Source organism: Acinetobacter sp. YH01005 (assembly GCF_013420465.1).
GTDB lineage: Bacteria > Pseudomonadota > Gammaproteobacteria > Pseudomonadales > Moraxellaceae > Acinetobacter > Acinetobacter amyesii.
Genome location: NZ_VOYA01000011.1, coordinates 106422 through 126865, shown reverse-complemented (window position 1 = coordinate 126865; position 20444 = coordinate 106422). Strand labels below are relative to the sequence as shown.

Here is a 20444-nt window from a genome sequence, read left to right as displayed (position 1 = left end):
GAATAATTCAAGTGAATTTGTTTGAAAGAAGAACTTTAAAAGCTTTATTTTCACCCGATAAAATACCCATAAAACAAGAGGAAGCTCAAATGAGCTTCCTCTTGTGAAAAATTGTGGGACAGCAGTGCCTAATGGGTCGCTTTTTGTTATGGGAAAGGATGCTGAAATTAGCGTTTCTTTAACCGTTTCGGCCGCCATTCACTCACAATCACACCCAGAACAACACACAGTCCGCCAATGAGAGCGAGCGGTGTTAAGCGTTCACCTGCAAGCCGCCCAATGATCGCGGCCCAAACCGGTTCACCTGCATAGATGATTGCTGCCTGTGCAGGATCGACCATGCGCTGCGCCCAGTTCATCACCAGTTGAATTACGGCGCTGGCCAGCCCCAATCCGCAGAGTACAGCGATTAATGGCCATTCAAATTTTGGCAAAGTGGTTTCACCCACTAGTGGGGCAAAGCAAAAACAGAACAGAGAGGCAAATGCCAACTGTAGAACCGTCACTCTGCGCAGATTGACGCGGGGCGCAAAATAGCTGATCAAGATAATTTCAAAGGCAATGGCAATCGAACCGAGCAGCGTAATGATTTGTCCAAAATTGAGCTGAATAGCGCCAAAACCATTACCAGTTAAAAAGACCAAACCAACAAAAGCCAAACACACACCCAGCCATGTCATCAGATGTGGTTTATGCCGAAAACAGAGCCACATAAAAATCGGAACCAGCGGGACATACAGCGCGGTTAAAAAAGCCGATTCGCTGCTGCTGATACTTTGTAAGCCGACCGTTTGTGTCGCATAGCCAATCGCAATCACAGCGCCAATACTTGCGCCCGCAATGACATCGTATTGAGAAAAATGTCTAAGATATTTGAGCGATAACAGACTCACAGCCAGTGCAGCTGCGGCAAAACGTAGACCGACAAACAGCACGGGACTGCTGAAATTTAAACCGTATTGCACGGTGATAAAACTGGCACCCCAAATCATGGTAATCAGGATGAGTGCGAGCTGCGGGAACTTGGCTTTCCAAGCAGATTGGACGGTTGACATGTGTATTTGATTGTTCGAAGAGGGGAAATAAAAATGAGAAATAAAAAAAGAGGCCCGAAGACCTCTTTTCTGCTCGGGAAAATTACAAGCTTTGTTGATCAAGCAGTAATTGAGCTTCACGAAGGTTCAATGTGCCTTCATAAATTGCACGACCGGTAATCGCACCTAAAATACCCGGCTGGCCTTTTAAGTTACGCACGTCGTCAAGGTTGGTCACGCCACCCGATGCAATAACAGGTAAGCCTGAATACGTTGCAAGGTTAACGGTTTGTTCAACGTTCACACCTTGCATCATGCCATCACGTGCGATGTCGGTGTAGACAATGCTTGATACGCCAGCATCTGCAAAGCGTTTTGCCAAATCAGTAGCTTTCACGTCTGTGACATTTGCCCAACCATCAGTTGCCACCATGCCGTTCATGGCATCGATACCGACAATGATATGGCCTGCAAATTTTTTGCACGCTTCTTCAACAAATTCAGGCTCTTTTACTGCTTTTGTACCAATGATGACAAATGAAACGCCGGCATCAAGGTAGTGTTCAATGGTTTCAAGAGAGCGGATACCACCACCAATTTGAATTGGCAATTCAGGCTGTGCTTTAGCAATCGCTTCAACCACAGGCTTATGAATCGGTGTACCAGCGAAAGCACCGTTTAAATCTACCAAATGTAAGCGACGCGCGCCTTCATTTACCCAATGCTGTGCAGTTGCCACTGGATCGTCAGAAAATACGGTATCGTCTTCCATACGACCTTGTTTTAAACGGACACATTTGCCATCTTTCAGGTCAATTGCAGGGATGATCAGCATGCTTTCGCTCCTTGCTCAATCAAATTAAGAATGAATTTGTGCCTAATCTTATCAAATAAACGGCTATTCACTAAATGCTAATATCAGAATTGATGAATTAAAAAAGCCTGACATGTGTCAGGCCAGTGTAAATAGAGGATTGGATTTTATTCTTGGTCTATAAAAATGCGCTGTGTATTAGTGTTTTTAGTCATTAAACATAAGCGGTTGTTTGTAATAAATCGATGTTTACGGATTGAAGTAAGCTACCGACATCGTATAAGCCTTGATTGAGGGCTGTGGTACTTTCACCGACCACTTGAACGAGATCACCGACTACAGGAAGTTCAGTGGCAATCGATGTAATCGGTGCAATGTCATCCAGTAAGGCATCTAAAGTGCCTGAAACATCTTGCACGACACCACCTACACTTGCTAAAGGATCGTTCAGGACGGATGTTAATAATTCGGTAGGATCAATACTGGCTACATAGTCGCCCGTTTCAGCCAACAAGCCTGTTAAATTCCCCGTAGTTTCGCCTACTGCATCCAATAGACCGCCCAGCAATGGCAGGTCAGAAAGTACATCTGTGATTGGTGCAGCAACACCACCTATATGATCAACTAAACCTGCAACTTCCGTCACGGTTTGGCCGACCACACCAGTTACGCCATTGAGAGCGGTTTGTACACCGCAGAGAAGATCACCTGTCGCTAGTTGATCGGCTACCGCATGTAAGCCATCACCTAAGGTGCCAACCAACTGATTTTCAACCGCGAGTACTTTTTCGATGGTCCCACCAATGAGCGGAAGCTCAGTCAGTGCATCCGTTAAGGGCGCTGTTAAGCTACTTACGGTCTCTAATACGCTGTCTACAGTATCTAAAACAGTATTTAAAACCAGTCCAACCGCTTTACTGATCCCTTGTAAAGTCAGGCTGAGTACACCGCTGATTTTTCCTGTAAATAAGTTCAACATGTCAGGTTCTCCAAGCTTTTAAATTATGATGTGTTATGTATTTGGCAGACTTGTTTTAGCAAAAGGAGATTGATGAAAACAAATTATGAAAGTATAGAAAGAAGGAGATAAATCATGTAATTCTGCTAGAAAACCCAGAGAGATCAAAACCTTAGCTGAATAAAAATATAAATGTATATTAATGTAATTAAAATGAGTTAAATCAAAGATATAAATGTACTTAAAAGGTGCGATTTTATTGTTTTTAGACTGTGCTGTGACTATTTTTAAGGCAATAACGTACTGTTTAAATCTCTAGTGCAAATAAACTGCAAATTCATTGGCACTCTTCAGCCGATCTTTGCACTTGGTCATGCCATAGATTGGGGCAATATCCAGTTACAGAGCGGTTACATCGCTGAATATAAATTAAATCATTAAAATAATTAAGGATTTATAAATTCATGTGCGGACGAATTCTTAGTTTGAGAGAAGTATTGGGAATGGTTTTGGGCAATAAGCCACGTTGTAATAATTCTTCAAAGACCAAAACAGGGGCATAGGCATCGGCAGCGGCATAACGAATTTGCTCCGGACTTAAGCGCTTTTTGGCCCAATTCGAAGTGCTGACCGATTTAGATTTTGGAAAATTCACACGAAAAAGCAGTGCCATGGCATTTTTTAAACCGACGGGTTGGCTTAAGCCAAAAGAAGCAAAGCACTTGGAGAGTTCCAATACACTATTCAGTTCGATGCCTTTTTTACGAAATAAATGCGCATCATTTTTTAAGCCAAAACCCACTTTAATTTGATCACGATTACTCAAGATTGGTCTTAAAAAATCCCAAGTGCATTCGTTCATTTGAAACAACCACGCCTGTTGCGCCGTCGCAAGTTGGATTAAATGTGGACCGGTAGAGACCTCACCTTTACGAAAAGTCGGCTTAGATTCAGAGTCGAAACCGAATAAGGCAGTCGTCTGCAATTCATCGGCCCAGTGTTGGCATTGTTCTGCATTGTGAATGACATGGATCTGCTCTGGCACTAAATTTTGGAACAATGGAAAATTTTTAATCTGTTCTTTTGTTGGCAAAATAGGTGTCGGTAGAGCATCAGTCATTGTGATTTAATTCAAAGGCTTGTTGTTGCAGCCTAGAGCGTTTAGTAGGGAAATGCAAATACCGAGATGCGGCGTTGAGCATGAGCCTTTGACTCACCTGCCTGTCATAGCGCGTTGCTATGACAGTGATGAGAGGACTTAAAGACAGTGACCAATAGGCTTAAAGTCAGTGACGACTTAAAATAGAAAACGCGCAGTAAATAATACATTTACCAAGATCAGTAAGAATAAACCGATAAAGAGAAAGGCGAGAACCACCTCCCATGTTTTGGATGCACGTGGCTCACCATATTGATTGGCATTTGCAGACCCGGGGATGAGCATCAGCGCAATGCACATAACGATATTGAGCAACGGAATCAGCTCTAAGAGTGCAAACCAGCCTGAGAGATTAAAGTCATGCAAACGACGCACTGAAAAAATCATCAAAGGGATCAGCATTAAAACATTTAGGATAAATCCAATCACTTGCGTCATTGGATTTTCAGCGTGAGCTATTAGGGCATTGAGAGTATTGGGCATCATGCTGACAATCAGCAGCATCAGTATGCTTAGCATGAGGCCATAGAAGACATTCCAACCGATAAATGACATGCGATTAAAGCGACCGTCACGGTTCCAGCCAGAGTTAATATTGGGTGAATTATTCATATTAAATGATCTTAAATTATCGTAAAAAGTATTGTTATCATTCATTTTTAGCCGCAAAAAATTGAGCTAAAAACGACATAAAAATGTGAAAAAGTACAGGATTTGATCCTGTACCAAAAAAGCGCGTTGATTATAAAGGTAAAGTACAAAAAAAGCCCACTTGTGTGAGCTTGTTTGAGTAGATGTATTGCTGTTTAGGACAATCTCGGCGGCATCTAATGATTTATCATTATTGTTGTTGAATCGTGGTTTGTTGAGAGCGGATCACATAGTTTTGGTAAGACGGAATCATGATCGCAGCAAGTATCCCGACTATAAACACCACGATATACAAAACAGCCAGCACGGTTTCCCAGCCTTTGGTCGGGCGTGGTTGTCCAAAGCTATTACTACCGCTATTACCCGGTGCAAATAACACATAGAGCGCAAATAATATATTCACTACAGGAACTAAGATCAGCAGTGCAAGCCATCCAGAATGGTCACGATCATGTAAACGACGGATTAAGAAAATGACGCTGTAATAAATGACGATGGCATACATGATAAAGAAAATAATCATGAGTGGCGTCGACATTGCACCCTCAGTCAACGCATTTTGCGCACCGGGTATGAGCAGGCCGACTACAACAGCAATTAGCGTAAAAATAATGCCGAGAAGTAGATTCCATGCAAGATATGCGCGCCGGCTAAAGCGACCACTGGCTTGGGTCGGTGAGTCAGATGTGAATGTATTCATTATTATTCCTAGGCGTTGGTATTTTTATAAGTAGGCAAATTCTAAAATGAATATGTAGAAAATAAAAGGATGAAAAATAAACAGTACAAAAAAGCCCGCAAGGAGCGGGCTTTTTTGCGGTGAAGGAATTTTAAATATCCCATTCCACAAAGTTTTTCAGCAATTGCAGGCCGGCTGTATGACTTTTTTCTGGGTGAAATTGTGTCGCAAACAAGTTTTCCTTGTGAATTGCGGTACAGAATTCCAAACCATAGTCACAGGTTGCAGCGACAATGCTTGAATCTTGCGGCTCTACATAGAAGCTATGTACGAAATAGAAACGTGCATCTTGCTCAATGTTTTTCCACATCGGGTGGCTAGGGTCTGCCTGATGCACTTGGTTCCAGCCCATGTGCGGCACTTTTAATCCCTCTACATCAGGAAAGCGTTTAACCGAACCTTCAAAAATACCCAATGCATCTGCACCGCCATTTTCTTCGGAATGCTGCATTAGGGCCTGCATACCGACACAGATCGCAAGCACAGGTTTATTAAATGCCGCTTTACGGACAACTTCATCAATGCCTGCATCATGCATGCCTTGAATACAGTCACGCATTGCTCCCACACCGGGGAACACAATTTTATCTGCTTGTGCAATCAGCTTAGGATCATTGGTGACATCAACAGTTGCGCCCACGTGTTCGAGGGCTTTTGCTGCTGAGTGAAGATTTCCCATGCCATAGTCAAGAAGGGCAATACGGGTCATTACAATGTTCCTTTGGTAGACGCAACAGTATTTTCGGCACGCGGGTCAACTTCACACGCCATACGTAATGCACGGGCAAAGGCTTTAAATACGCTTTCAATTTGGTGGTGGCTGTTTTTACCTTTTAGGTTGTCGATGTGCAGCGTCATTAACGCATGGTTCACAAAACCTTGGAAAAATTCAGAGAAAAGATCCACATCAAAAGTCCCGATGCGCGCGCGAGTGAATGGAATATCCATCCAAAGACCCGGACGGCCAGATAAATCTACCACAACACGACTCAGTGATTCATCAAGTGGCGCATAGAAGTGACCGTAGCGACGTAAACCTTTTTTATTGCCCAGTGCTTGAGCAAAAGCTTGACCCAGTGTAATCCCACAGTCTTCTACGGTATGATGATCGTCAATTTCAAGATCGCCATCACAATGAATATCAATATCAAACAGACCATGTCGCTTGATTTGATCAATCATATGATCTAAAAATGGAACACCAGTGTTTAAAGTGCCTTGACCAGTACCATCAAGATTCACACGAACTCGAATTTTGGTTTCGTTGGTGTTTCTTACCACTTCACTGATACGATCTGTCATAGACACGTTCCTCAAATACGTCAAAATGATTGATGTAAAAATATTTTCGCTGTGACGAAAAGTCACCGCATATTAGATTGCTCAGGAGGGTTTATCAATGCCTATTACCGTACATGCCTATACTTCTTTAGAAAATGATGAAGTGCGCAGCCAGCTTGAGCGACTGTATGACACCAGCCCTGAGTTTAGCGACGGTTCCGATGCGATTGAACAACTTGAGCAGAACTTAGCTCAGTATACCTTAGTTTATACTGCAGAATTTAATACAAAATTGATTGGTGCGATTTGGTGTACAGGCCAAGGTGAAAGCAAAACCCTTGAATATATTGTGGTACACCCTGCAAATCGTGGGCGTGGTGTTGCAGAGCGCTTGGTCAGTGAGGCCACCCGTATGGAAGAAGAAAAAGGGGTGAAAACTTTTGAACCAGGTTGTGGCGCGATCCACCGCTGTTTGGCACACATTGGAAAAATTACTGCGGCTGAATAACCTGCCCTCCAATAATAAAGCAGCCATTGAGCTGCTTTTTTGTTGGATAAATACAGTTTCGTCACTGTAATTTCAGCTGTGGAAATTTGAAATCACTCAAAAAATAAGCAAATAGTGTGAAATATTGATTTAAAAATAAACATTTGCACAAAAAAGCGCAACGGATGCTTGACGCCATGAGACTGAAATTGTTTAATACGCCCCATCGGCGTGATAGCTCAGTAGGTAGAGCAACGGATTGAAAATCCGTGTGTCCCCAGTTCGATCCTGGGTCTCGCCACCATATTCAAAACTGATTTTTCAGTTTATCAATCCCTGATCCCATCAGGGATTTTTTTTGCCTAAAAAATATGCATACGAAAAATATTTTTATAAATATGATTGACTAATTAACTGAGATGCGGCTTAATACACCGCATCGGCGTGATAGCTCAGTAGGTAGAGCAACGGATTGAAAATCCGTGTGTCCCCAGTTCGATCCTGGGTCTCGCCACCATATTCGAAAAACCTCAAACGATTGTTTGAGGTTTTTTTTCGTCTGCTGTTTTTCAGGTGTTGATATTTCGCACAGTTTAACTGCTACAATCGATGCCAGATGATGGGCCCAATTGCTATAAGAAAATTATTAAAAAATAAGGGTTAAGGTTATGAAAAAAATATTATTTCCTGTTTTGATCGGCATGATTGCCTTGCTGAGCGCATGTGGTGGCGGGGGCGGTAGTAATGTCGATTCTTCCTATTCTAAAACCATTATTCAAAATGGTGTGACCTATGAATGTAAAAGTGAAAATGCAGCAGCGCTTTGTGATAATGGCAATTGTTCTTCTTGTGAATCATCGCTCGATAAAATAATCACAGCATCATGCAGCACCAGTATTTCCGCAGGGCAAACAATTTTTGCCGTGACCAAAACGGGCTGTGTATCCAATATGAAATCGGGCAGCAGAATAACTGCAGCATGTGATAATGGTCTGCTTAAATTAAAAGTTGGATCTAACTTTAGCTTAAATCAGGTGATTAACACGGGTACGACGATGAGCTCTGGTGAATATATTGTCGGCACAGAAGTGCTCCGCTGTAGGCTTTAATCAAATGAACATAGATTCGTGGAGTGACAGTTGAAGCGACTTCAATATGCGGCGATCGGACTGCTCTGTTTTGCACTGGGCTATATTGCGGCATCGTGGAATGACCAACCAAGCTTGACGTCACCGCCACCTGAGCACTCGCTTGTCTCTTTGGCGACGAGTAATCCTGTGGCACTCTTGGCTTTAGATCAAGATGCCTCGGATCAACCTCATTCTAAAGATATACAGCAACAACTCAAAAGCCAACATCGTCAGCTAAAGAGTATTATTCAGCAGACTTCAGATCAACAATTGGGGCGATATTTACAGCAGGCATTTCCCAATTACAGTTTTGCAGGGATTCAAAATAAGCAGCAGTTTGCGCAGCAGATGTTAGACGAATTTCTACAAGCCAAAAATGATCCGCAGCAGCGATTGGCAGGGCAAGCGTATGTGACAGATCAATCACAGACAGATGTAGATAGTGTCTTGCCTCGTGAAATCTATGTCACACAGCCGTTGTATGCACATTTTGATACCATGGGTAAAGTTCCAAAAAATATGCAAGTCATGGTGCGTTGGACGCATCGTGATAGCGGTGAAGTGCTGCTCTTTACACCACGCAAAGTCAGTGAGCAACAGCAACAAAACTGGGTGAGTTTCTATCCCATGACTGGATGGAAAACTGGTCATTATGATGTGAAATATTATCAAATGAATGATCAATTAAGCCCGATTGCACAGACCAGTTTTTATATACAGCATGTGATTGAGTAAATATTTGAAGCTCAAATGTTATCGCTGAAGCTAGGACTTAAGTGCTAGTTTACGACCTTAAAAATTCGATTAAACCGATAAAAAATAACCAATGAATTTTTACAATGAAAGACCATTTCTCTATTGGGAGTGCGCTGTATCAACAATCACGTCCAAGTTATTCTGCTGAAGTCGTCGATAGCATCTTGCAGCATGTTGCCGTGCGTGAACTGGCATGGGACTGCGGTGCAGGTTCAGGTCAATTTACCAAAGGTTTGGCGCCCTATTTTCAACAGGTTTTAGCGACAGATCTGAGTACCGAACAATTGGCACAAGCACCCAATTTAGATAATGTACGTTATGAGCAAGCTAGCGCAGAACATTGTCCGCTTGCAGACCATTCAGTGGATTTAATCACAGTTGCGCAAGCGATTCATTGGTTCGATTTTGCTGCCTTTTATGCGGAAGTACGACGAGTATTGAAACCCCATGGTCACATCGCCATTGTGGGCTATGGTCTGATTCAATTTGAACATGCGAAATTAAACCAGCTTTTACAGGATCTGTATTTTGTCACCTTAAAAGGCTATTGGGATGCTGAACGTCGTTACATCGACGAAGAATATCACAGTATTCCGTTTCCATTTCAGGAGTTAGCGACACCTCAGCTGTTTTTAAATTACAGGTGGCGTTCACAGCAAATTTTAGACTATCTGCAAACATGGTCTGGGCTTAAACACTACCAACAGCAACATCCGACACTTCAGCCATGTGCAGCTTTGCACGATTTCTTTAGCCGCCATCCGCAGCAAGAGTTTGCTTTGTCATTTCCTGTGCTGTTAAGAATCGGGACCGTATAAAAAAGAAAAAGCAGCGGCAAAGCAGATCGGTATAGGATGATATTTCAAGTCTAGAATGAGCAATGTGAGGTTTAAATAGGCTGTACTCTCCTGCCGTTTGTCGGGGTTAAATCCAGTGAATTGATTAATTGTTGTACAATAATAGCAGTGTAAATTTTTTCAATTTTCTATTTTTAAATCTCTCGGAATGAACATGATGAATCTCCCTAAATCTGTTTCCGTTTTGGTTTTTGTTAGTGCAGCAATGACGGCTATGAATGCTTTGGCTGCGGAAAAAGCCACTACAAAAGCTGATGAAACCGAACAACAAGCTATTCAGATGCCTGCTTTAACCATTATGGCAGAGCGTGAAATGCGTGCAGAGACGGGCATTGTTGAGTATCAAGAGCAGGTGGATCGCCGTAAAGCCTTACAGCAACGGGTGATGCAACTTGAGCGTGATACTCAAAACAAAGGTGTCGATGCAACAATCGTGTCAAATATTGATATCTTACCTGCCACAGCAGTGCCAGATATGTCGAATTTATCGCCTTTGATGCAACAGCATGTTTTAAATATTGCCGCAGGTTTGCAGTCTTCTGACCCACGCAATGGTTTATATATTATGTTGCAACCCTTTGGGATTGACCGTAATGCGACCAATGTGCAAATCAGTCGTGAGCAAATCAATCTCGGAAACATCGACCGTCAGTTAAATACCAATCCGATCAAGACCCCATAATCGAATACACCTCTACAGCAAATTGAATGCGAAAATTCATGCTTTATCCATGAATTTTCGTTTTGATGGCATGCGTAATTTAGGTCTTTCTACATTGATGAAGTTAAATAGCATCGCTAAAAAACATGGCTATTTTATCGTCAATCTTCAAACTTTTGGTTAAACTGAATAAAAGGGCATTCGGAGCTCATTATGCCGCGTATCTTTGTTGTCTTGGCCAGTGCTACGGTATTGGTGTTTGGATGGATGTTTTATCAATATTCAGTACAGCAAAAAGAAGCTGTGCAACTCTCGACCTATGAAACGGTTTTGCGTGAAAAAACCGAGCAAATTTTTCAGCAAGCTCAGCACTGGGAAGAGCCGATACAACTCAATGTGACAGATGCACGGCTAACGGGGGATTATAAAATCATGTCGGATTTTATTTTGAGCCAAATGCTGCAGCGTGCAGAAGCGCGGAATCAATATATTCGTGATCTTAAAGCACTGAATTGGGATAAATTTCTCGATATCGATCGCTTATTAAAAGATAAAAAAAACCAATATCAAGAGACTGAGCAAATGCTGCAGCAGGTGCATGCAGTGGTCGATGCTTATGAACAAAAAACCACACAGCAAGAGGAAAATGGTTTAGCGCAGGCCAAACAGTTGGCGGTCAAACAGGTGTTTCGTCAGCAAATTGCGCAGAGTTTAAGAGACAGTCGTGATAGTGATGAGTCGCATGCTTTATTTGAGTTAGAAAAGCAAAGCTTGGCGAAGGCTGATGAGCTCTTTGCTGTGCTGAAAGCCAATAAATGGGAAAAGAAAAATAAATTATTTATGTTCTATGAAGATGCGCCTTTAAAGCAGTTTAATCAGCTTTATACAGAGATGTTAGCGCTCAATGCACAAATGGATGAGATCCGCCAAAAGAACCGTTCAGAGTTGAAACAAAAGCTTTAACTGACTGTCATCTCTCTTTCAAAATTGCGCGATAAAGTGGCTTTTAGCAGAGTTTTACATCATATAGAGGTCCATGCTCATGCGAGCTATTCAGATTTTTGATGATATTCAGCAGGTCTATATCGACTTTATCGCGAACCGCCAATATCCACGTTTGGAAAGTTTAAACAATTGGGGCAAGAACCGTTTTTTCTTCAGTCAGTATTTTCGCATGATTGAAGATTGGCATCTGACTGAACAGATTGTGATTGAATTTAATCAACAATTTTATAGTTTGGATACAGGGACGGCGCCTGACTTTATGGATCAAGATAAATACATGGCTTGGTTGATGGAACAATTACAAATATTAAAATAAGTCCTTTTCATTCAAATTATTCAGCACAGCTTCGAGATATGTTATGCAATTCAAAGCCATCCTTTAGCGGATGGCTTTTTTTGTTGCTAGCGAACTTAATTGGGGGGAGCGTGGTCTGAGCTAGTATGAATGGCGCAGAAAACGTGAGCCCTAAAATTGTCCTGAGGCATTGGATTTGCAAATTTAATACAACTATCAATCAATAGTGTGACTTAAATCACTTAAAATACGCCGAAAATTTAAACATAAATTTTTAGCCAGCAGCCCATAACTCATAAGAAGCTGAGCTGTATTGAACTTGCAAACATTCTAACCTTAGACCGATTGGCTTTGAATGAAAGGTTTATCGCCATCTTTAGAGATGATTTTTTTAGCGTATGAAAAAATTAATACTGCTATGGCTTGCCATATGTGCGGTTTCATTGGTGTCGATAGGCTATACCTATGAATTATTCATTAGCCCTGTTTGGGTGGTAAATGCATTTGCTGCCTATGGCATGATTTTAATGCGGAAGCATTTAAGCCACGATTTACTGATCGTGCTCTATGCTTTTAGTGCGATCTTTGTGGCTTCGCTGATGGTCGATCCTGCCAAAATCTTAGAAGATAAATTTCTCCTGTATGCGATTTCGGCATTTCAGATTTGGGTATTTATTAAAGCCTATTTAGCGCTGAGCCATTTAAAAAAACGCCGCTTTAAGCGAACCCTAATGTTAGCTGTTCCGAGTATCGTGAGTGCTTTTGCAGGCAGTCTCTTGTTTGTGGCGTGCTTTCAGATGGACAACCAATACTTTGCCTTTGTTGATTATTTTCTAGAGCAATTTGCAACAAGTTTGGCTGTGGTGTGTTTACTGTTTGGTGTTCAGCGCTGGATGAATGTGCCGTGGGTGGATTATGGCTATCTGATCGTGGCACTGGCCGTCCAATATGTGATCTCAAATGATCAGATCTTCTATGCCTGCATGGTCTTGCCTTTATTGATGTGTTATTACGCGATCAAATACGACCTCAAAACCTTTTGCTGGCTGATTGGCTTAATGACGCTGATCTGTGGCTGGTATGGTGCCATGCCATTGGCTGGGCAATATTGGTCGGATGCACAGGTACATATGCTCTCGCGGATCAGTTCTTATCGTTTGGCATTGGGTATTTATCTGATCATTTTTCTGTTTATTTGTGAGCTGTATGCACGAAATAAACGCCTGTATTTGGCTTTGCAACGTGTAAGTTTTTGCGATGAGTTGACGGGGCTGAAAAATCGCCATGCCTTTAAAGAACAAATATTTATAGAGGGTGCGGTTGATAAAGGCTGTGTCATTTTGCTCGATGTCGATAATTTTAAAAAAATTAATGACCAATATGGACACCAAATGGGGGACAGTGTTTTGGTGCATTTGGCAAAAATTTTAAAAAATTGTAGTCCACGCGCTAGTTTTATTAGTCGTTGGGGCGGTGAAGAATTTTTAATTGTCCTCGAAGGTGCCGATTTGGAACAGGGTAAAAAGTTATGTGAAACGATATTGGAACGCTGTGAACATGTGCCGTTTCGAAAAGATCAATTAAGGCTAGATGTCAGCTTTAGTATGGGCTTGGCCGAATTTCAACAGTTGAGTTTATCCAATTACTCCACGACTTTACAACATGTCGATGCCTGCCTATATCAGGCGAAATCACAAGGGAAAAATCAGTTTGTTTATCAAAAGATTATTCCGTTGTCAGAAAGCAGTATTGCAGTCTAAATGGGCAAAAAAAAGATGCCGTGAAGGCATCTTTTTTTTGCATTTAATCAACGATTAAGCTGCTTTTTTGAACCAAGAAAAGAAACCTTTTTTCTCAGCTTTTGCTGCTTCAGCTTTTTTCTCTGCACATTTTTTAGCGCAGTCTTTTTTCGCTTCAGCTTTTACTTCTTCAGTTTTAGTTTCAACAGCTTCTTTTGCATCAGTTGCTTTTTCTACAGCTGCATCTTTTGCTTCAACAGTTTTTGCAACGACAGCATCTTTAGTTGCTACAGTTTTTGCTACAGTCGCGTCTTTTGCTGCAACAGTGTTTGCAACAACAGCGTCTTTAGCCGCTACAGTTTTTTCTACAGTTGCATCTTTTGCTGCAACTGCAGTTTCTTTAGTTGCTGCTGCTTTTTCTACAACTGCTTTTTTCATGTCAGCAGTTTTTGCTTTAGTGGTTTCTTTCACTGTTAAAGTTTTAGTTTGAGTCGCTTTTTCTGCAACAGCCACTTGAGTTTTAGCAGCATCTTTAGTTGCTTGAGCAGCAGCTACAGTTGCAGTTTTCGCTTGTGCAGCTTGAGCTTTTACAACTTCAACAGCAGTCGCAGGTTTTTGTTCTACAGCAGTAGTTGCCATAGCAGAAGTTGTAGCAGCAACTAAAGCAACAGCTAAAGTAGTTTTGATCGCGTTCATAGTCATCACTCTATAAAACTTAGTTAAAATAAGGCATTGTAAATTTTATGCCTTATCAACAGCGCTTAGGTTACACGGCACAGAGTGAGGGATTTGATTGTGTGAATATTCCACCAATGTTACAAACGGATAACATGGAGTTACGCAGAAAAACAAACAAGAACAGTGAGTATTGCACAGCATTCGAAATTTTCAATTCAAAGCTGATTTAAAATCACTATTAAAGCCGTTATGGTGAATATACATTTCCGCCATTGGTATGGCATAAAAATAATGTCGCATGAGGGATAACGTCAGATGCAGCAGCTTATTTGTTATAAACAGCTCCCTGTGTGGACGCAGCAGTCGATTCCACAAGGTTTTAAACAACAGCACAATACCAAAGCAGGCACATGGGCAAAACTCACCGTACTGCAAGGTGAAGTGAACTTTGCCATGCTGGATGCGTCAGGAAATATCCTCTCGACGCATGTATTTAGCCCAGATCAGCCACCGCCGTTTATTGAGCCGCAGGCGTGGCACAAAATTGTGTCTGCGAGTGACGATGTGCAATGTCAGTTGAGTTTTTATTGCTTAGTACAGGACTATTTTTATAAGAAGTATCAACTCAGCCCAACACATTCAGAAATTTTGGCAGCAACACCATATTTGCAAGGTGGTCGAGCTTTGGATGTCGGCTGTGGGCAGGGGCGTAATTCGCTGTACTTAAGTCAGTTGTCTGAGCAGCATTTTGAGGTGGATGCTTGGGATGTGAACCCACACAGTTTGCATAAGCTGCAAGAGGTGATCGCTGCGGAAGGCATTGAAAATATTCATGTACAGCAGCGTGATCTAAACGCTGACCCAAGCATTACAGGTACATATGATTTTATTTGCTGTACCGTGGTGATGATGTTTTTAGAAGCCAAGACAGTGAAGCCTCTGATTCAACATATGCAGCAAGCCACCAATATCAATGGTTATAACCTGATTGTCTGTGCGATGGATACGCCTGATCTGCCTGCACAGCCTGACTTTCCATTTACGTTTAAAGCAGGGGAGTTAAATGCTTTGTATGAGGGCTGGAATATTGTGAAATACAATGAAAATGTCGGTGAGTTGCATCGGGTGGATGCAGAGGGAAATCGAATTCAACAGCATTTTGCGACTTTGTTGGCGCAGAAAATTTAAGCCAAGAATTGTAGGATGTTGAGTTGAAGGATTGGTGATCAACTCAACACTTACTTTACTTAAATTGGAAAAAGGGAACCATTTTTGAGCTAGTCAGGGTGTATGTGTACTTAGAAAATTCAACCAATTGAATATGATCATACTCTGATTTAAGGCTGATAAATAAAGCCTAAAGCTTTTAAAGGCAATTGAATGATGTCGATTGTGAGTGTTAAAGGCAATAGTGGTAATTCTGCCAATTTTTCCTGCCCTGACTTTTTGACATAGCCACTTTGGTCTTCGTAATGCTGGATACGGATCTTATAGGGATGGCTTAAGGGCTTTAAATCTGCGGCATTCGCAACTTTTGGGTAAACCGTACCTGCAATTTCTAAGTTAAACAGGTGATCTTGTTGTTCTGCCTTTGAACAATCACATGGTGCTACACCATATTGGTTGAATAATGCCCTTTCCGTAGGACTTAGTGTTCCATTGGGAGGCGCATAATAAAATTTAAAGCTTCCGCTAAATTTAGTGCTGTTCGGGCTCGGAGAATTAAAGTCAAGTTCTCGATGGAGACGAATATATTGTGGATTGAGTTGGCTTATCAGTTGAATAAAATCAGCACCGCCTTTATTGATCAAATAGCTGTATTTATTGCCTGCGACTACGATGCTATCGATTGGTTCATTGGGTATTGCTTTAGCAGGTTTGCCAAATGCGATCACATCATCTTCAAGGATTGTTCTCCATGCATATTTTGTTTCGTATTTTTGAAACAGATCACGGGAGAGTTCACCGATTTGATTATTTGTAACGCAAGCTGTAAGAAAAATAAAAGTGCTTAGGTAGCTCATCTTTATGAGGTAGTGAAGTCGTTTATTTATCATTGTTATGCATATTTAAGTTTTGGTTCAGGCCTTACCATAATTCAAAAATCGCTGAAAATCGAGAATTAACGTTTTAAATTTTAAATATGCTAAGACGTTTTTTAAGGGTTGTTTAGCACGGTTTATTGCTGAAGATTTTTGAACAAAATTTACTTCAAAATGGACATTCCCTCTCCTTTTAAGGAGACTTGCGCAGAATACCGCTCAGGGAGAGGATTTATATGAAAAATTTCCCTCATCCTCTTGTGGCGCATGCTGCTCATCCCAGAGGGAGAAGGGGCTTCCAGTATGTATTCATGAGAGTTTAGTTAACAAATAAAAAACCCCGCACTAAGCGGGGTTTCTTTTATCTCAGTATTTAACTAAATATTAAACACGTTCGATAATGGTCGCGATACCTTGACCAAGACCGATACACATAGTCGCAAGACCGATTTGTGTATCTTGCTGTTCCATAACGTTCAGCAAAGTCGTTGTGATACGCGCACCAGAACAACCCAATGGGTGACCCAATGCAATCGCACCACCGTTCAAGTTCACACGGTCTTGTTGGTCATAAATGCCTAAGCCTTTAAGAACAGACAAACCTTGCGCAGCGAACGCTTCGTTCAATTCAAACGTTTGGATGTCTGCGATAGACAAGCCAGCACGTTTAAGCGCTTTTTGAGTTGCTGGTACAGGACCATAACCCATGATCGCAGCATCACAGCCTGCAACTGCCATAGAGCGAATCACAGCACGTGGCTTAAGACCTAAAGCTTGAGCACGTTCAGCAGACATCAGCAACATTGCAGAAGCACCGTCAGACAAAGCTGAAGATGTTGCAGCAGTTACCGTACCGCCTTTCGGATCGAATACTGGACGTAACGATTGGAATGCTTCAAGGTTTGCATCAGGACGAATCACTTCATCGATATCGCACAGGATTTTGAAACCATTTGCATCGTGACCTTCAACGCCCACGATTTCATTTTTGAAACGGCCTTCTTGTGTTGCAGCCCAAGCACGGCGGTGTGATTCAACACCAAACGCATCTTGTTCTTCACGCGAAATACCGTTCATACGACCTAACATTTCAGCCGTTAAGCCCATCATGTTAGACGCTTTTGCATAGTGCTTAGACGCTTCAGGGTTGATGTCGATGCCGTGCATCATGCCAACGTGACCCATGTGTTCTACACCACCAATGATGAAGATATCACCTTGGTTGGTTGCAATTTGCGCAGCCGCTGTGTGGATTGCTTGCATAGAAGAACCACAAAGACGGTTCACTGTTTGACCTGCAACAGTACGTGGTAGGTCTGCTAACAATGCAATATTACGACCAATGTTCATACCTTGCTCTAGGGTTTGGTTTACACAGCCCCAGATTACGTCTTCAACTTCATTGGTATCAAACTGGTTACGAGCAACAAGCGCGCGTACTAATTCAGCAGATAAGCTGTCAGCACGGACGTTACGGAACATACCATTTTTGGTTTTACCCATTGCTGAACGTACGCCATCAACGATGACAACGTCACGTGGATTTAAAGTAGCCATTCACGTTGCTCCTTAACCGTAGAATTTTTTGTTGTTAGCAGCCATGTCACGCAACATTTGTGGCGCTTCATAAGCCTTACCTAAATACGCATATTTGTCGCAAAGCGCTACGTATTCAGCGACACCTGTTTGGTCGATGTAACGGCATGGACCACCACGGAATGGAGGGAAACCTACACCCATGATCATCGCCATATCTGCTTCAGCAGCAGTCGCTACGATGTTGTCTTCTAGGCAACGAACAGTTTCGTTACAGAACGTCAGCATCATACGGTCAATGATTTCTTGAGCATCAAATTCACGTTTTTCCGCAGTTGCAACAGAAGCCACAAGTTCGTAAGCCACTGGATCAACCACTTTGGCTTTCTTACCTTTACGGTCAAGTTCGTATTTGTAGAAACCAACGTCGTTCTTTTGACCAAGACGTTTGTTTTCGTACATGGTTAAAGTTGCGCCTTTGTAGTCTGGCTTCATGCGGTCAGGGAAACCTTCCGCCATTACTTCCGCACCGTGTACGCCTGTGTCGATACCCACAACGTCGATGAGGTAAGCAGGACCCATTGGCCAGCCGAATTTTTCCATGACTTTGTCGACTTGTTGGAAGTCAGCACCGTCTTTCAGTAGAAGGTCAAATGCACCGAAGTAAGGGAATAGTACGCGGTTTACCAAGAAGCCTGGGCAGTCGTTAACCACGATTGGTGTTTTACCCATTTTCTGAGCAAGAACCACAGTTGTCGCGATTGCTTCAGCAGATGTTTTCTCACCGCGGATCACTTCTACCAATGGCATCATGTGAACAGGGTTAAAGAAGTGCATACCTACGAAGTTTTCAGGACGTTGTAGGTTTTCAGCCAAACGTGTGATTGAAATTGTTGAAGTATTTGAAGCAATGATCGTATTGTCACGAACATTTTTCTCAGTTTCAGCAAGTACGATACCCTTAACTTTCGGGTTCTCTGTTACTGCCTCAATCACGATGTCCACTTCTTTGAATTCGTCATAGCTTAATGTAGGACGGATGCGAGCAAGAGTTTCACCCATTTGAGCAGGTTTCATCTTCTTACGTTCAACTTGTTTGGTCAGTAAGCCATTTGCTTCTTTCATACCTAAAGCAAGTTGTGGGTTACCAATGTCTTTCATGATGATTGGTGTGCCTTTGCTTGCCGCTTGGTAAGCAATACCACCACCCATGATACCCGCGCCTAATACAGCGGCTTGGTTGACAGGGTGCGCACCTTTTTCATATTTCTTCGAAGTTTTCTTCACAATTTGGTCGTTAAGGAATAAACCAATTAACGCACCTGCTTGTGGAGTTACAGCCGCTTTAGCAAAACCTTGCGCTTCGATTTTCAATGCTTCATCACGTGGAAGGCTTGCACCTGCTTGTAATGAGTCTAAAAGAAGTTTTGGCGCTGGGTATTGAGCAGGATTTGCTTTTGCAAGAACTGCACCTTTCGCTGTATTGAATGCCATCATTTGTTCAAGCATGTTCAATTTAACAGGATCTAATTTTTCTTGGCGTTTTGCTTTCCAGTCTACACGGCCAGCAATCGCTTGTTTCACAAGGTCAATTGCAGCGTCTTGTAGTTTGTCTGCAGCAACAACTGCATCAACAGCACCGTCTTTGAGCGCAGCAGCAGGCTTTTTCGGCGCAGCCATTGCCATCCATTCAACCGCATTGTCGATACCAATCACACGGCTTAAACGAACCGTACCACCAAAACCAGGGTAGATACCAAGTTTGATTTCTGGAAGGCCAACTTGTGCAGCTTCTGACATCACACGATAGTCACACACTAAGCACATTTCAAAACCGCCGCCCAATGCCATACCATTGATTGCAGCAACTTTAGGAACGTTTAGATCTTCAAACGCATTGAAGATGTCGTGAACAGGCAATGCCCAATCCACAATCGCTTGTTCGCCTTGAGCGAAGTTTTCACCGAATTCAGTGATATCTGCACCCACGATAAATGTAGATTTACCTGAAGTAACGATTAAACCTTTGATGTCACCGTTTGCTTTAACAGCGTCAATTGCAGCTTTAAAATCTTCAATTGTTGCGCGGTTAAACTTGTTGACCGACTCACCTTGTAAGTCAAAGCGGAATTCTGCAATTCCGTCCGAAAGCATTTGGACGGTAATGGCATTGCCAGCGTGGATCATGCCTGATCTCCTTTATTTTGGAGGACTTCTAAGTTGATGTTGTGAAGCGAGTACGCGGTTCCTGCGTACACTTTATGCCTCGCTAATCTTACGATAACTATATCTAAAAAGAACATAACAAGTTGTATCAAGCCGTGACGCTAGGGTCATCAAAATTTCTTTTGGAAATAGCCTTTGGATCTGCCTTTAATCGCTATCGCTCTAATTAAATATGTTGAAGCTTATGTTTCAGTTCACATTTTTTTATAAATGTAAGCTATAGATTGAGATGCAAAAGAAAAATTCAAGAAAAAAGCAAGTGTATTTTTCGGCAGAATGGTCAATTCACTTTTAACATTGTCATCCATCTTTGCTGAGACACAGTGTTCTATGCTGCTTATTTAGGCATCACTGAGCACTATGCTATACTCGCCGCGTTCTCAAAAGTTAATTTTT

The 20444-nt window shown here is 42.1% G+C and carries 22 protein-coding genes and 2 tRNA genes; 11 read left to right on the top strand and 13 right to left on the bottom strand.

Annotated elements, in window-relative coordinates:
• The 9 genes from FTT72_RS16155 to hisB form a co-directional block, all read right to left on the bottom strand.
• The coding region (locus FTT72_RS16155; protein WP_218953485.1) for a hypothetical protein at window positions 1-198 on the bottom strand (198 nt) is incomplete at its 3' end.
• Window positions 168-1055 carry a DMT family transporter gene (locus FTT72_RS09920; RefSeq protein WP_180178290.1) on the bottom strand — a complete coding sequence of 296 codons (888 nt, stop codon included), beginning with the start codon at window positions 1053-1055 and terminating at the stop codon, window positions 168-170. The genes FTT72_RS09920 and FTT72_RS16155, both read right to left, overlap by 31 nt.
• Before the next feature lie 82 nt (window positions 1056-1137).
• Window positions 1138-1869: a 1-(5-phosphoribosyl)-5-[(5-phosphoribosylamino)methylideneamino]imidazole-4-carboxamide isomerase gene (hisA, locus tag FTT72_RS09915; RefSeq protein ID WP_078190493.1), complete on the bottom strand. Its 732-nt coding sequence runs from the start codon at window positions 1867-1869 to the stop codon at window positions 1138-1140.
• A 193-nt stretch (window positions 1870-2062) separates the two neighbouring features.
• Window positions 2063-2827 carry a hypothetical protein gene (locus FTT72_RS09910; protein ID WP_180178289.1) on the bottom strand — a complete coding sequence of 255 codons (765 nt, stop codon included), beginning with the start codon at window positions 2825-2827 and terminating at the stop codon, window positions 2063-2065.
• 433 nt (window positions 2828-3260) lie between these two features.
• The gene (locus FTT72_RS09905; RefSeq protein WP_180010571.1) at window positions 3261-3926 is read right to left on the bottom strand and encodes a 3'-5' exonuclease; all 666 of its coding nucleotides are present in this window, start codon (window positions 3924-3926) and stop codon (window positions 3261-3263) included.
• Between the two features lie 177 nt (window positions 3927-4103).
• On the bottom strand, window positions 4104-4577 hold the full coding sequence (locus FTT72_RS09900) for a DUF805 domain-containing protein (protein WP_180009274.1): 474 nt from the start codon (window positions 4575-4577) through the stop codon (window positions 4104-4106).
• A gap of 229 nt (window positions 4578-4806) precedes the next feature.
• Window positions 4807-5316 carry a DUF805 domain-containing protein gene (locus tag FTT72_RS09895; RefSeq protein WP_180009276.1) on the bottom strand — a complete coding sequence of 170 codons (510 nt, stop codon included), beginning with the start codon at window positions 5314-5316 and terminating at the stop codon, window positions 4807-4809.
• A gap of 130 nt (window positions 5317-5446) precedes the next feature.
• Window positions 5447-6064: an imidazole glycerol phosphate synthase subunit HisH gene (gene hisH, locus FTT72_RS09890; protein ID WP_180025926.1), complete on the bottom strand. Its 618-nt coding sequence runs from the start codon at window positions 6062-6064 to the stop codon at window positions 5447-5449.
• Window positions 6064-6657: an imidazoleglycerol-phosphate dehydratase HisB gene (hisB, locus tag FTT72_RS09885; protein WP_078190487.1), complete on the bottom strand. Its 594-nt coding sequence runs from the start codon at window positions 6655-6657 to the stop codon at window positions 6064-6066. Before hisB ends, hisH begins: the two co-directional genes overlap by 1 nt.
• 97 nt (window positions 6658-6754) lie before the next feature.
• Between hisB and FTT72_RS09880 the strand changes: the two genes are divergently transcribed.
• From FTT72_RS09880 to FTT72_RS09835, 10 genes are all read left to right on the top strand, one after another.
• Window positions 6755-7144, top strand: a complete 390-nt coding sequence (locus FTT72_RS09880; protein WP_078190486.1) for a GNAT family N-acetyltransferase — start codon at window positions 6755-6757, stop codon at window positions 7142-7144.
• A gap of 207 nt (window positions 7145-7351) precedes the next feature.
• Window positions 7352-7427, top strand: a tRNA-Phe gene (locus FTT72_RS09875).
• Window positions 7428-7564: 137 nt separating this feature from the next.
• Window positions 7565-7640 (top strand) — tRNA-Phe (locus FTT72_RS09870).
• Between the two features lie 151 nt (window positions 7641-7791).
• Window positions 7792-8232 (top strand): hypothetical protein, encoded by a 441-nt coding sequence (locus FTT72_RS09865; RefSeq protein ID WP_180009280.1) that lies wholly within the window; start codon window positions 7792-7794, stop codon window positions 8230-8232.
• Window positions 8233-8262: 30 nt separating this feature from the next.
• The gene (locus FTT72_RS09860; RefSeq protein WP_180178288.1) at window positions 8263-8988 is read left to right on the top strand and encodes a hypothetical protein; all 726 of its coding nucleotides are present in this window, start codon (window positions 8263-8265) and stop codon (window positions 8986-8988) included.
• 104 nt (window positions 8989-9092) lie between these two features.
• Window positions 9093-9827, top strand: a complete 735-nt coding sequence (locus FTT72_RS09855) for a class I SAM-dependent methyltransferase (protein WP_180178287.1) — start codon at window positions 9093-9095, stop codon at window positions 9825-9827.
• Window positions 9828-10020: 193 nt separating this feature from the next.
• Complete coding sequence (locus tag FTT72_RS09850; RefSeq protein ID WP_257227273.1) at window positions 10021-10548, top strand: hypothetical protein; 528 nt, start codon at window positions 10021-10023, stop codon at window positions 10546-10548.
• Window positions 10549-10740: 192 nt separating this feature from the next.
• Window positions 10741-11490, top strand: coding sequence for a hypothetical protein (locus tag FTT72_RS09845; RefSeq protein WP_111885958.1), 750 nt, complete (start codon window positions 10741-10743; stop codon window positions 11488-11490).
• A gap of 79 nt (window positions 11491-11569) precedes the next feature.
• Window positions 11570-11848 (top strand): hypothetical protein, encoded by a 279-nt coding sequence (locus FTT72_RS09840; protein WP_078190480.1) that lies wholly within the window; start codon window positions 11570-11572, stop codon window positions 11846-11848.
• Between the two features lie 377 nt (window positions 11849-12225).
• Complete coding sequence (locus FTT72_RS09835) at window positions 12226-13587, top strand: GGDEF domain-containing protein (RefSeq protein WP_180178286.1); 1362 nt, start codon at window positions 12226-12228, stop codon at window positions 13585-13587.
• 54 nt (window positions 13588-13641) lie between these two features.
• On the opposite strand, the gene FTT72_RS09830 is transcribed toward FTT72_RS09835, so the two are convergent.
• Window positions 13642-14262 (bottom strand): hypothetical protein, encoded by a 621-nt coding sequence (locus FTT72_RS09830; RefSeq protein WP_168379005.1) that lies wholly within the window; start codon window positions 14260-14262, stop codon window positions 13642-13644.
• A gap of 297 nt (window positions 14263-14559) precedes the next feature.
• On the opposite strand from FTT72_RS09830, the gene tehB reads away from it, so the two are divergent.
• Complete coding sequence (tehB, locus tag FTT72_RS09825) at window positions 14560-15432, top strand: SAM-dependent methyltransferase TehB (RefSeq protein ID WP_180054221.1); 873 nt, start codon at window positions 14560-14562, stop codon at window positions 15430-15432.
• Window positions 15433-15581: 149 nt separating this feature from the next.
• On the opposite strand, the gene FTT72_RS09820 is transcribed toward tehB, so the two are convergent.
• From FTT72_RS09820 to fadB, 3 genes are all read right to left on the bottom strand, one after another.
• On the bottom strand, window positions 15582-16301 hold the full coding sequence (locus tag FTT72_RS09820; RefSeq protein WP_180041547.1) for a hypothetical protein: 720 nt from the start codon (window positions 16299-16301) through the stop codon (window positions 15582-15584).
• A gap of 369 nt (window positions 16302-16670) precedes the next feature.
• On the bottom strand, window positions 16671-17843 hold the full coding sequence (gene fadA / locus FTT72_RS09815) for an acetyl-CoA C-acyltransferase FadA (protein ID WP_168379008.1): 1173 nt from the start codon (window positions 17841-17843) through the stop codon (window positions 16671-16673).
• Between the two features lie 12 nt (window positions 17844-17855).
• Window positions 17856-20009, bottom strand: a complete 2154-nt coding sequence (fadB, locus tag FTT72_RS09810; protein ID WP_078190473.1) for a fatty acid oxidation complex subunit alpha FadB — start codon at window positions 20007-20009, stop codon at window positions 17856-17858.
• Window positions 20010-20444: the final 435 nt, after the last annotated feature.